This window comes from Sporosarcina sp. G11-34 (assembly GCF_026931025.1).
Window position 1 is genome coordinate 144,102 of record NZ_JAHNZW010000009.1, and the last position, 13,837, is coordinate 157,938.

Below are 13,837 nucleotides of genomic sequence, written 5' to 3' on the forward strand. Positions count from 1 at the left end.
AAATGACATTGTATCATTTTATAGGAATCAAAGGAGCAGGCATGAGTTCGCTTGCACAAATTCTTCATGATTCTGGACATAACGTACAGGGTTCTGATGTGGAGACATATTTTTTCACTGAAGACTCTTTGCTTGAGAGAAATATACCAATCTTTTCATTTGATGAAAATAATATTAAAGAAGGCATGACGGTTATCGCGGGAAATGCTTTTCCGGACAGTCATCCTGAAATTGAAAAAACACGCGAACTAGAAATTGAGCTAATTCGTTACCACGAATTTCTGGCAAGTTATATGCAAGACTTTATATCAATAGGCGTTACAGGAACGCATGGGAAAACATCAACAACTGGACTTCTTTCACATGTGATTTCCGGTTATTCACCGACATCATATTTAATAGGTGATGGTACGGGAAAAGGGCTTGAAGACGCAAAGTACTTTGCTTTTGAAGCATGTGAATATAAGCGACATTTTCTCGCGTATGAACCTGATTATGCGATAATAACAAATATCGATTTTGACCATCCAGATTATTTCAAAGACCTAGCCGATGTACTTGATGCATTTGGTGACATGGCATTACGAGTGAAAAAAGCGATAATTGCTTGTGGAGATGATCCACATTTGCAGGAAATTCAAGCAAATGTACCTGTCGTATATTACGGATTTGACGAGTCAAACGATTTTGCGGCGAAAAACATTGTAAAAAATGCAGAAGGCTCAACATTTGATGTTTATGTCCGTAGTGAATTGTATTATACATTTAATATTCCACTTACGGGAGATCATGCGATTCTAAACGCGCTTGGCGTTATTGCACTTTGTCATTATGAGGGGATACCCGCGTCAATCGTTCAAGATGGGCTATTGAGTTTCGATGGTGTTAAAAGACGGTTTACAGTTATGGAAAGCAATGATCGAGTAATTATAGATGATTACGCGCATCATCCGACGGAAATTAAGGCGACGTTACAATCAACCCAGCAAAAGTACCCGACTAAAGAAGTGGTTGCGATTTTCCAGCCCCACACATTTACTCGTACAGCTGCGTTGCTTGATGAATTTGCGCATAGTTTGGAAACTGCTGATCATGTTTATCTATGTGATATTTTCAGTTCAGCACGCGAACAGGCTGGCAAAATAACGATTGATGAGCTCCTTAAAAAGATGCCGGGTGCAGTACATCTGGAACTTGATAATATTGAGGTACTTGAAAAACATGGAAGCGCAGTCTACCTCTTTATGGGTGCAGGCGATGTGCAAAAGTATTTAAATAAATTTAAATTAATGTTAGATAAAGAGGAAACAGCTTAAACTTCTATTGTTTAGCTGTTTCTTTTTTTCTAGAAAATTAAATCTTTCCAAGTTATTATCAAAAACTCTTCTTGAAAAGAAGGGATTTTAAGACAGGCAACGAATAGGTTATACAGACATAACGTTTAAGTCCTGATGAAAAAGGGTAAACAATGTTATGACAGTTAATAATTGGGAGGACATGTCTTTGGATAGTTTATTGTATATAGCGGCTATCGTCGCTGCACTTGCATTTTTAATTTTATGTGTAAGTCTTGCTATGACACTGTTCTCATTAAAGAACACATTGCAAAGCGTTTCTGAAACTATGGACGGTTTATCTGTTCAGTTGGAAGGTGTTACAAAAGAAACAACCGAACTACTTCAGAAGACAAATACTTTGGCCGATGATATTAAACAAAAATCGGACAAATTAAATTCTGTTGTTGATGCGGTGAAGGGTGTCGGTGATTCTGTCACCGGAATTAATACATCCGTTCGTCGTGTGACCAATACGGTCGTGCAGGAAGCGGATAAAAACAGCGATAAGGTGGCTCAAGTGATGCAGTGGAGTCATGTGGCCATAGAAATTATGGACAAGATGAAGGAGCGTAAACGAAGCACCCGAGGTTGGAAAAGTTACGAACCAAGATAAGAGTTGACCATTTAAATTTTATAGGAGGAATAAATATGAGTGAAAACAACAATAATGAAATGAGAAATAGCCACGAGTTTGATCCTGGACAAGAGCCAAGCATAAACACAGACGGACAATCATCATATCAGCCAGATCAATATAATTTTAATGATCGTGGATATACGGATTCATTTTATGAAGATGATTATGAAGATTCAGGAGCTGGGAGTTTCCTCCTTGGTGCGGTTATCGGCGGCGTAATAGGTGCGGCTGCAGCACTATTCCTTGCACCGAAAACAGGTAAGGAAATGCGTGAAGATATATCAACACAAGCAGTTCATTTGAAAGAAAAAGGTATTGAAATTTCTACTGTTGCAAAGGACAAGGCGACTGAGTATTCAACAGTTGCAAAAGACAAAGCATCTGAGTATTCATCAGTTGCAAAAGACAAAGCATCTGAATATACGTCAGCTGCAAAAGACAAAGCATCTGAATATACATCAGCTGCAAAAGACAAAGCATCTGAATATACATCAGCTGCAAAAGACAAAGCGTCTGAATATAAATCAGTTGCTAAGGACAAGGCATCTGAATTTACTTCAGTTGCAAAGGGAAAGACAGAAGAGGTAACAAAATCGATACAAGAACAATCTGGTCAATTCGTAGATAAAGTGAAATCTATGACTTCGAAAACTTCAGTACCAATGGATGATGGGACTGCTTCATTAGAAGGCGAAGAGGCTATTGAGTTTGTTGAGAAAACAGAGAATATCATTCAAGAAAAATTAGAAGAAGCAGAACAACTCACTACATCAACAGCAGATGCAATGAAAAAAGCGGTTGTAAAAGCTGACTAATAGTAAAAAAAGCTAGTAAAATGCCCGAAAGTTGGAGTTAACCGACTTTCGGGCATTTTTATGTTTTGGCAATGGTGTGTTTAAGTAGCCTCATAAACAAGGCGATGCAGCAAGGAAAAAATTTTGAGGTTTCACCGCCGTAAATTGGATAGCTGAATTCAGCATGAGAGTTATTTATTAGAAGTTGACATATTCCAATTAAATCATGAGAAGAAGTATCGTCATTCTCAACAATGAATTTGAAAGTATTTATACTTGGCTTCGGTTACATCACAACCGACTAGCAGTACGGTCTTATATGCAATGCCTTTGCTGTGCTCTGTGAGTTCAGTGTCTGGTGTTCAGGCAACAATATGGGCTAGAGCGTCGTGCAGCCTTCCTATGGATGAGGGACAAGGCCTTGGATTGACGTATCGATTTAAGTTTAACTCCTCCATTTCAATTCCAGCAGCGTTAGGAGGATGCATAGAAGTTCTGCAACAACCTGGGTATCGAAGTCGCAATAACTTTCATCGAGGGGAGTGATTTGTTAGGTCTCTCAGATTTCCAATTATTTCGATGTCCAAATTGTGATGACGTACAGAATATGCGATACAGTAGTAATAATTATTAACAGGGCTTTTGTTAAATTGGTCATCATAATTACTAGTTGTCTTACGGCTAGACCAATCGATTCTATTCATCAACTAAAATTAATAATTGAATAAATCGTGCTTGATTTCTAATCAATCTTTAGTTTCAAGAATACTATTTGTTAAACTTAAAATATTATGTATTTGGCAAACATTCATAGATCTATCACTTTGCTCATTGGAAAATAAACTGGCATAGTGGTAAGAATCTTTTCTTCTATTAAATTAAAACTAACATCGGATTATGTTCTAATACCGTGTCCGAATAATGTTAAAGTTATGAATTCCACTCTTTTTAACGAAAATAGCGATATTTGTATGAAATATTAGGACTTTGCGTGACTTTTCTAAAAGTACTCTCTATAATAAGTCTATTCACAAAAAATGTAACATACATTCTAGGCTAATGAATAAGAATAGTATGTACGGGAGGAGATGGACATATGGGACACCTTAATCTTGATGAATTAAGAGACCATGTAAACGGATTGAATACGAAAATTTTGGATTTGATTAACGAAAGAACGGAACTTGTTCAAGAGATTGGAAAAGTAAAAGAAAAACAAGGTGTTAATCGGTATGACCCTATCCGCGAACGTGAAATGTTAAATGAACTTAAAGCATATAATAAAGGACCACTACCAGACGGGGTAATGGAACATATTTTCAAAGGAATATTCATGTCGGCACTTGAAATACAAGAAGACGACCAACGAAATGCTTTACTTGTTTCTCGGAAGAAGAAAGCAGAAGATACGATTGTTGACGTTAACGGAGCCAAAATTGGGAATGGATTGCCTACATTTATTTTTGGGCCGTGTGCAGTAGAATCATACGAACAAGTGCTAGCAGTTGCAGAAGCTGTTAAAGCAAAAGGCCAAAAGTTTTTACGGGGTGGCGCGTACAAACCTAGAACATCGCCTTATGATTTCCAAGGTCTTGGACTAGAAGGATTACAAATTTTGAAGAGAGTATCTAACGAAACTGGATTATCAATTGTCAGTGAAATTATTACACCTTCACATTTGGAAGAAGCATTAGAATACGTAGATGTTATTCAAATAGGTGCACGTAACATGCATAACTTTGAATTATTGAAAGAAGTAGGTGCTGTTAATAAACCAGTCCTATTGAAACGTGGATTTGCAGCAACAATTGATGAATTTATTAATGCAGCTGAATATATTATGGCGCAAGGGAATGACCAAATCATTCTTTGTGAGCGAGGAATCCGTACATACGAGCGCGCTACTCGTAACACGCTCGATATCTCTGCAGTTCCAATTCTTAAGCAGGAAACACATTTACCGGTGTTTGTCGATGTCACCCACTCAACTGGAAGACGCGACCTGCTCATTCCAACAGCTAAGGCAGCACTTGCAGTAGGCGCAGATGGCGTAATGGCAGAAGTGCATCCGGATCCGGCAGTAGCCTTATCTGATGCGGCTCAACAAATGGATCTTACTCAATTTGATGAGTTCTATTCATCTATGATGGACTTTATGAAGATTCATGCGTAAAATAGTATAATGGACGCCGGACCTTAATTGGTTCCGGCGTTTTGAATCGTTTACAACTATGAATTTGAATAAAGGAGGGGAAAACGATGGCGGTCACAATTTATGATGTAGCACGTGTTGCCAATGTTTCGATGGCAACGGTTTCACGCGTCGTCAATGGCAACCCAAATGTTAAACCGTCAACAAGAAGACGGGTACTTGACTGTATAGAGGAGCTAGGATACCGACCGAATGCGGTCGCTAGGGGTCTGGCTAGTAAAAAGACGACAACAATTGGTGTCATAATTCCGGATATTTCAGCTCACTTTTACGGAGAACTTTCCCGAGGGATTGCTGACGTGGCAACGATGTATGAATATAATATTATTATATCCAATTCTGATGAACGGCCAGAACGAGAACTAGAATTGCTTGTCGATCTTTTTGGAAAACAAGTGGATGGCCTCATTTTCATGAGTGATTCAGTGTCGGATGAAGTTCGAAAAGAAATGTCGCGAGGCACTGTTCCGATTGTTTTTGCGGGAACAGTAGACAAGGAGAACCAATTCGCAACTGTTAATATTGATTACGAACAGGCATCTTTTGAGGCTGTGTCAAAGCTTGTAGCGAACGGGCATAAGAAGATTGCATTTATAACAGGACCACAGACACGGGATATTAATCGTGACTATAAGAAGGTTGGTTATGAACGTGCATTAAAAGAGGCGGGAATCTCTCTAGAAGATGATTATATCATTGAGATTGACGACAATTATGATAGTGCATATGAAGGTTGGAAAAAAGTTGAAAGTCTCGAAGATGGACCGACTGCATTATTTGCAGGCAATGACCAGCTAGCTGTGGGTATTTTGAATGGTTTGCGAGATGCAGGATATTCAGTTCCGGACGATTATGAACTCATTTGTTTTGAGCATTCAATTCTCGCTCGTATCGTGAGGCCGCAACTTTCAACTGTAGCAGTTCCACTATACGATTTAGGGGCAGTCGCAATGCGCTTACTAACAAAATTAATGAACAAAGAAGAAATAGAAGAAAAGAAAGTGCTTTTACCGTATAGATTTGTAGAAAGAGATTCCGTGAAATAAAGAACTCTAGTTGCGCTTATAAGCCCATCTACGAGCTTAAAATTATTTGAAGTTATAAAGAAGAGCTGCCTTTTTAATCGGAAAAATCCGGTTATAAAGCAGCTCTTTTTTATTATGTTGAAAATTGGGTTCGACTAAAGTTAGTCGTTTGAGTTTTCTGCACGAATGATATGTAATGATTGGCTGAGCATTTGTGCATTCTTTTCAGTAATCTCATCTTTTCTTGGAATCGCTTTATACAAAGGCAATGGATCTTCCCAAGTATTGATAAGAGGAATCGGAGCCTCTTTCTGCCAAGTTTCTAGCCAGTTCTTTGGCAATGGACCTCTAGGTACCTCTTGACCGCTCATGGCCACCCAAAGATGCGACCAGGCACGTGGGACGACTCGCCATATATCATAACCACCACCACCGACAGCTATCCATCGACCTTCACAATACTTGTTCGCCATTTCACGTGCAACACGAGGGATTTCCTCAAAAATTTTCATAGTCCCATATAGATGTGTAAGCGGATCAAAGTAATGCGCATCCGCCCCATTTTGGGTAAGAATTACATCAGGTTTAAAAAACTCCATTACTTCAGTCATTGCTGTTCGATAGATATCGAGAAATGAATCATCTTCTGTAAAAGCATCAATAGGGAAATTAAAAGAGGTTCCATACCCTTGACCATTGCCACGTTCGGCGATACTTCCGGTGCCCGGGAACAGATAGCGTCCTGTTTCATGAATAGATAGAGTGCAAACTTCAGGGTCGTCGTAAAAACTCCACTGAACTCCATCGCCGTGATGCGCATCTGTGTCTATGTAAAGAACTCTAGCTTTGTATTTTTTTTGTAAATATTTAATAGCAACAGAACTGTCATTGTAAACGCAAAATCCGGATGCTCTTCCACTGAATCCGTGGTGAAGACCGCCGCCTAGATTAAGAGCGTGGCGTGCACGTCCACTCATCACTTCATCAACGGCAGTAAGTGTACCGCCAACAAGCATTGCACTTGCTTCGTGCATATTCGGAAAAATGGGTGTATCCTCGGTTCCAATTCCGTACATTTCACCGACGGAATCAGTTATTTCACCTTTACTTGCTTTTTTTACGATGTCGACAAATTTCGCATCATGCGCGAGAAGGAGTTCCTCATCCGTCGCCATTCGTGGGGGAATAATGTCCGAATCCTCTAGTAAACCGGCCTTCTTTAATAAGTCAACAGTTAGTACAATCCTTTTTTGGTTAAATGGGTGGGTCTCAGAGAAAGAGTAATTAAGTTGATCGTCCGAATAAATAAAGACGGCCTCTTTACTCATCGCTCTAATCCTGGAAAGTTTGGCCAAAGAACCTCAAAGCCACCCGCTTTAAGTCCCTCGATGATGTTTATCGGATTCATCGTTTTAATTCGTATGACAAGAATTTTGCTTGAAATATTTTGTTTGTCAGGATAAACAAGAACACTTAGTACGTTTGTTTTTTGTTCATGGAAGACCTTTGAAACTTCAAAAAGAATACCCGGCGTATCAGGTACGCGAATTTCAAGCTGCGAACCTGGCTGATGTGCACCAGTCAGCTCGATATATTTGTATAGCAAGTCTGTTTCAGTAATAATTCCAACGAGCTTATTGTTTGAAACAATTGGGAGTGATCCGATTTTGTTACGGTAAAAAATAACTGCAGATTCTTCAACGAAATCCATAGGATGACCGATGATTGGGTTTTTGGTCATTATCGTAGAAATCTCAATATCATAGATATCGATGGCCTTATGATCTGAAAGGATAGACGGTACTACTTCTTTTAAATCGCGATCTGTAATAATACCCACAACCGTCCGATCTTCGGTAATGATAGGTAAATGTCGAATCTTTTTATCGCGCATGACTTCAAGTGCATCTCTAACGGTATTTGTCGGTTGCAATGTGATAACATCTGTGGCCATAATTTCTTCAATTAACATTTATTATTACCTACTTTCGTGTTAATACATAAATCGATTTTGGAACCGAAGATTGTCAAACTGTTGAACAGATTCTGGACTAACTCTTTTGCCGATTCTCGCCATTAAACAGTTTGCTGGATGTGAACTAATTTCAGGCTCATCAGTGGCATAATATTCAAGACCGCCAACCTTCATCATTTTCTCCATGATCTTTCTGTATTCCCAAACGTTTAGACCGGTCCCTTTTAAATCCCAATGCCAATAGTATTCAGTTGTTAGAATGATGTAATCCTCCATAGCATCATCCATCATTGACACTTGTAGTAGAGCTTTACCTACTCCACCTGCTCGAAACTTAGGGGCAACTTCAATTGCTCCAAGTTCTATTAAATCAGTCATGTTTCCCTCTGACCACCGCTCTAAAGGATCAGGGTACAGGTAGGTGACATATCCCACGACTTTGTTTAATTCTCTGACGATAATAATCCTGCCTTCAGGAAGTTTAGCAATTTCGATTAATGCTTTGTGTTGCTGCGCAGGAAGTCTAAATGCTGTTAAGTCTTCGTGGAAATCAAGTCTTGCCAATTCTTCAGAAGAAATGGGGCCTTCAACGATAATATCGCCATTTTTATGTTTGATTTCCATCGCATTATACGTTTTAACATGTTTCAAAAAATCACCGCCTCACTTATCTGTAACTATCTATATAGTATACAACAAAAGCACGGATACAAGACGTCAAATTCTAACATTGCTAAAAACAGAGTAAAAAAATGAATTACTCACATATTTCAGTCAGGTTATTGTAGAATAGAGTTATGTACTCGCTTGAGAAAGGATGATATTAGTGGGATTGAAAACGCTACCAGTTATAAAAGGGGATTATGAATTAAAAAATTATGAACTTACCAAAACCGAATTCACTTGGACAGATGCGGAAAAAGAATTCAGTTGGCATGAAAGCGGAAAAATGAACATTGCTTACGAAGCGGTTGATCGACATGCGGATTCTTTTAGGAAAAACAAAGTCGCGCTATACTATAAAGATAGCGAACGAAAAGAAGCATATACATATAATGAAATGAAAAAGATGACGAATAAAACGGCGAACGTGTTGCGCAATCAGTCATCTTTAGAAAAAGGGGACAGGCTTTTCATATTTATGCCGCGTTCTCCGGAGCTGTACTTTTCGGTGCTTGGCGCTCTGAAACTTGGCGTTATCGTAGGGCCTCTATTTGAGGCGTTTATGGAAGACGCGGTTTATGACAGGCTATATGACAGTGAAGCGAAAGCAATTGTCACGACACCTGAACTACTGAAACGCGTCCCGTTAGATAGATTGCCCAAATTAGAAACCGTATTCCTTGTAGGCGAAGATATCCAAGAAGACGAAAAAGTGATTGACTTTTCAACTCATTTAAAGAATGCATCAAGGCATTTTCAAATCGAGTGGATGGAAAAGGGAGATCCGACTCTTCTTCACTATACTTCGGGTTCTACAGGAAAACTAAAAGGGATTGCACTCGTTCAGGAAGCGATGGTTCAACAACTGCAAACGACACGTTGGGTCCTTGATTTGAATGACGAAGATATTTATTGGTGCACGGCAGATCCAGGGTGGGTGACAGGTACCGTATATGGTGTTTTTGGCCCTATGCTAGCAGGTGCAACGAATCTTGTACTTGGGGGTAGATTTTCACCTGAAAGTTGGTACGGGGCAATCGAAGATTATGGCGTTACGGTTTGGTACAGTGCTCCAACTGCATTTCGAATGCTTATGGGCGCAGGGGAAGGCCAATTACGTGGGTTTGATTTGACAACACTTCGCCATGTCCTTTCTGTAGGCGAGCCATTGAATCCCGAGGTTATCCGGTGGGGAACCGACTCGTTTAAATTAAGAATACATGACACGTGGTGGAAGACGGAAACCGGTGGACATATAATTTGTAACTTCAATTGCCTTCCAATTAAAGTAGGTTCTATGGGGAAAGCGGTGCCTGGAATTGAGGTAGCAATTATTGACCGCCAAGGAAATGTGTTACCGCCAAAGGAAATGGGCAATTTAGCAATTAAAAAGGGTTGGCCAGGGATGATGAGCAAAATCTGGAACAACGAAACTGCATATGAATCAAGTTTTATAAACGATGAATGGTATATTTCGGGAGATTCTGCCTATATAGATGAAGACGGGTATTTTTGGTTCCAAGGTCGGATAGATGATGTAATTATGACAAGTGGGGAAAGGGTTGACCCATTCGAAGTTGAAAGCAAGCTTCTTGAGCACCCTGCGATCGTTGAGGCTGGTGTAATTGGAAAACCAGACCCTGTACACGGAGAAGTTATTAAAGCTTTTGTGGCGCTTCATGAAGGTTATGATTGCTCTAATGAATTAAAAGAGGATATTCAGCAATTTGTGAGAAAAGGGCTTGCGGCATATGCGGCTCCTAGGGAAATTGAGTTTAAGGAAAAGCTTCCGAAAACGCGAAGCGGAAAAATTATGCGCCGCGTGTTGAAATCATGGGAACTCGAACTATAGTCTGTAGATACCGACAAAAAAAGCTTGCACATCAATCTAACGATTGTGTGCAAGCTTTTATTTAATCTTTATCTTCCTTCTCTTTATCCTCTTCTGGAGGAGTCTTGTCTTTATCTTTGTCTTTCTCTTTATCTTTATCTTTCTCTTTATCTTTTTCTTTTTCTTTTTCATCCTCTTTAGGTGGAGGGGTCTTATCTTTGTCCTTATCCTTGTCTACTTTAACCTCTTCCTTTTCGGTATCCTCTTTCTCTTTCTCTTTCTCGCTTTCCCTATCTTTCTCAACTTCCACAGGTTTTTCTACTTCTAGTGTTACTGTATTCGAAGGGTTTGATAGTTTACCTGTGATATCAACGGCGGTAACGTAGAAGGAACCAGCACCAATAGAATAAGAATTTCCTTGGCCACTACGAATCGTACCAATTTTCTTGCCGTCTTTCGAATGAACGTAATAACCAATTACATCATTAGAAGCCGAATTCCCCCAAGTTATTTTTTTATCAGTTATTGAAACGCTAACCGGTTGCGGTGCAACATTATCCGCTTGGAACTCTGAGGTAGATACAATACTCTTTGAAAAAGGTGAATTCTGAGGGAATAGATATGCTGGATCCCCTCCGAGCGGGCTCAGTATTCGATCAATATATTTTTGTGTAATACCAGACGATCCTCCTGATGAAACAAACTCGGATGGTGTCGATGGTAGTGCATTGTACTTTTTCCCGTTTATTAGAACATATGAAGATGATGAACCGAGACTGTCATCGGGTTTGGTCGGTAAGAAAACACTTGCATTGAATAAGTCCGACTTGACAAGTCCAGCAGCAGAGCATGCCGGGGAAGGAGCAAGTCCGGAAATTCCGCAAAACGAGCGGGTTACAACGCCTTCAGGGACTTTGAAACGTTCCCCTGCATTTACAATTTCGGGCTTAACCTTGTTCATCCCATTCATTAGTTGTGCAAACAACATATTGACACGTGTACTTGGTTCACCGTATTGGTTTGAACCACTCTTAAGCGATGTAGTCCGAGATTCATATCCGAGCCATACTCCCAGGGAAATATCTGGGTTATAGCCAACGAGCCATACATCACCAAAATTATCTGTTGTCCCTGTTTTTGCTGCAAGGTCGATATTGAAATTCAAGTTTTTCTTCATAGTTTGCGCGGTACCTCTATGATTTGTCAACACATCCCGTAGCATATCTGTAACAATGTAAGATGTTTGTGGACTAAATACGTCAACAGGCTCGACCTTATGCTCGAAAACGATATTCCCATCCATATCTTCAATTCTGTCAATCATTTGTGCATCGATGAATTTACCGCCATTGGCAAAAGTAGCAAACGCATTTGTGTTTTCTTCAACAGTTGTTTCAACTGTTCCCAAGGCATCTGCAAGACCGCCTCCACCGGTGTTTGTGAATCCCATTTTCGTTAAAAATTGGAATGGGTTCTTGTCTAATATTTGTGCGTATAGCCGAGCAGCCGCAACGTTTTGTGAAGAGGCTAGAGCTTGACGGGCTGAAATGATGCCCATTTGCTCAGTTGGAATAAAGTTTTTTGGCCATATAGAGCCATTATTTCCTTTGAACCAAACATCTGCAATGGGGCTACCAGCACTTGCTACGCCAAATTCTATAGCAGGAGCATAAACGAGCAGTGGTTTCATGGAAGAACCGTTGTGGCGGAACTCCTGTGTGGCATGATTCCAAATTTTCTCCTTTGGGTCTCTTCCTCCAACAAAGGCAAGAATTCTACCTGTGCTATTTTCAATAGCCATCGCGCCTACTTGGACGGGACTAGGTGTTGCTATCTCTTTTCCAGTTTCTTTATCTATGCTTACTGGCATAAGGGTTGGCCCATAATTGGGAAAGTTATTTTTTATTTTCTGGAATTCGTCATAAATATCTTTATCAATTGTTGAATATATTCGATAGCCATCGGTAGTCATAGAGCGGCGAGCTAAAATTAAATATTTATCTTCAAGCTTCTTTTCGTTATCAAGTCGTTCCGGGTCAATGTTATCCTTTTCCGCCAAAACTTTCGCAAGAACTTGAACGGTTCTATTTTGAATTTCTTGTGTTAAAAAAGGGTAACGTTCATTTGTGCGCTGGGTTGGTTTACGGAAATCTTTTTTAATATCATAAGCCAGCGCATCGTTATATTCTTTCTCGGTAATATATTCTGTTTCTTTCATTCGGTATAGCACTGTTTTCATTCGATCAATGCCGGGTTTTAATTGTTCGTCCTCTTTTAATCTCTCGTTATTGTTATTAAGAGGCTTGTTATAAAAAGGCGTGTAAGCAAAAGGTGCTTGGGGAACACCGGCAATAAATGCAGCTTGTGGTAATGTTAAATCCTTCGCCTTCACATTAAAAATACCTTGAGAAGCAGCTTCGATTCCAGCAATGTTATCGCCATTAGAATTACGACCATAGGGAATGATATTTAAGTAAGCCTCCAAAATTTCTTCCTTGTCCATAAAGTGTTCTAGTCGCATGGCGAGTAAAATTTCTTTGGCTTTACGCTCGTAAGACACCTCATTAGTTAAAATTTGTATCTTTATTAATTGCTGAGTTAATGTCGAGCCGCCCGTTTGACTATCAGAGTTTGTCACGTCTTGGAAAATTCCACGGAAAATAGCTTTGGGAACAACACCTTTATGCGTCTCGAAATATTCATCCTCTGTAGCAAGGACTGCATCGATAACATAGGGTGAGACATTTTCAAGCTTAGTTTCTGTTCGGGCGATATCAGCACTAATTTGCCCGAGATAAACATTGTTTGCCAAGTAAATTTCAGACGTTTCTTCATAAGAGAAAATTTGGTTTCTCATTTCATCTTTTGAACGAAGCGGTTCTTTGGCTACAAGTGAGGCAAAATAGCCCGCACCCACGGAAGCCCCGAATACAGTCAAGGTTGCTACAAATACTAAAGATAGTAAAAATAAGTTCCAAGCAACACCAGATGTGATTCGTAAGCGTTTTGCCCACATTGTTTTGGTTAACGACTCTAGCCTTTCTTCTATTAATTGAATACGATTTTTATTTTGTTTTGACAACTCAATCAACCTCCTTAAATCGTTCCTATTATAACACAATTTTTTAGACTTCAATCAATTTTGATTGACAATCTTTCGTAATACGATATTCTTAATAGTATATAGTATTTCCGCATTATGAAAAAGTCGAAGTAGTGTCAGAGGAACCGTTTAGAGAGGCAGCGGCAGGTGAAAGCTGTTCGGTAGACTGTACATGAATTACAACTTTGGAGTGTGGCGCACACGTAGCGTTATTACGTTTCGAGCGGAGAATTTTTATTCTCAAGCTGGGTGGTACCGCG

The 13,837-nt window shown here is 39.7% G+C and carries 10 protein-coding genes and 1 other annotated feature (1 of these 11 running past the window's edge); of the genes, 6 read left to right on the top strand and 4 right to left on the bottom strand.

Annotated features, from left to right (window positions below):
• The first annotated feature begins 2 nt into the window (after positions 1-2).
• The 5 genes from murC (at position 3) to ccpA (ending at position 6,026) form a co-directional block, all read left to right on the top strand.
• Complete coding sequence (gene murC / locus KSU66_RS14550; protein WP_269052192.1) at positions 3-1,316, top strand: UDP-N-acetylmuramate--L-alanine ligase; 1,314 nt, start codon at positions 3-5, stop codon at positions 1,314-1,316.
• Between the two features lie 181 nt (positions 1,317-1,497).
• Positions 1,498-1,950, top strand: a complete 453-nt coding sequence (locus KSU66_RS14555) for a DUF948 domain-containing protein (RefSeq protein ID WP_443028983.1) — start codon at positions 1,498-1,500, stop codon at positions 1,948-1,950.
• A gap of 35 nt (positions 1,951-1,985) precedes the next feature.
• Positions 1,986-2,789 (top strand): YtxH domain-containing protein, encoded by an 804-nt coding sequence (locus KSU66_RS14560; protein WP_269052193.1) that lies wholly within the window; start codon positions 1,986-1,988, stop codon positions 2,787-2,789.
• Between the two features lie 1,075 nt (positions 2,790-3,864).
• A complete protein-coding gene (locus tag KSU66_RS14565) occupies positions 3,865-4,941 on the top strand; it encodes a bifunctional 3-deoxy-7-phosphoheptulonate synthase/chorismate mutase (RefSeq protein ID WP_269052194.1) in 1,077 nt (358 codons plus the stop codon).
• 86 nt (positions 4,942-5,027) lie between these two features.
• Positions 5,028-6,026 (top strand): catabolite control protein A, encoded by a 999-nt coding sequence (gene ccpA, locus KSU66_RS14570; protein WP_269052195.1) that lies wholly within the window; start codon positions 5,028-5,030, stop codon positions 6,024-6,026.
• Between the two features lie 140 nt (positions 6,027-6,166).
• Here the strand turns inward: ccpA and KSU66_RS14575 are convergent, their stop codons facing one another.
• From KSU66_RS14575 to KSU66_RS14585, 3 genes are read right to left on the bottom strand one after another with little or no spacing between them, the layout of a single operon-like run.
• Positions 6,167-7,333 carry an acetoin utilization protein AcuC gene (locus KSU66_RS14575; protein WP_269052196.1) on the bottom strand — a complete coding sequence of 389 codons (1,167 nt, stop codon included), beginning with the start codon at positions 7,331-7,333 and terminating at the stop codon, positions 6,167-6,169.
• Positions 7,330-7,977 (bottom strand): acetoin utilization AcuB family protein, encoded by a 648-nt coding sequence (locus KSU66_RS14580; protein WP_269052197.1) that lies wholly within the window; start codon positions 7,975-7,977, stop codon positions 7,330-7,332. Before KSU66_RS14580 ends, KSU66_RS14575 begins: the two co-directional genes overlap by 4 nt.
• Positions 7,978-7,998: 21 nt before the next feature.
• Positions 7,999-8,631, bottom strand: a complete 633-nt coding sequence (locus KSU66_RS14585; RefSeq protein WP_269052198.1) for a GNAT family N-acetyltransferase — start codon at positions 8,629-8,631, stop codon at positions 7,999-8,001.
• Between the two features lie 175 nt (positions 8,632-8,806).
• Between KSU66_RS14585 and acsA the strand changes: the two genes are divergently transcribed.
• Positions 8,807-10,495, top strand: a complete 1,689-nt coding sequence (gene acsA, locus KSU66_RS14590) for an acetate--CoA ligase (protein ID WP_443028984.1) — start codon at positions 8,807-8,809, stop codon at positions 10,493-10,495.
• A 61-nt stretch (positions 10,496-10,556) separates the two neighbouring features.
• Here the strand turns inward: acsA and KSU66_RS14595 are convergent, their stop codons facing one another.
• Complete coding sequence (locus KSU66_RS14595) at positions 10,557-13,556, bottom strand: transglycosylase domain-containing protein (RefSeq protein WP_269052200.1); 3,000 nt, start codon at positions 13,554-13,556, stop codon at positions 10,557-10,559.
• 108 nt (positions 13,557-13,664) lie between these two features.
• Positions 13,665-13,837: a binding site (T-box leader), on the top strand; it runs 25 nt beyond the window's last position.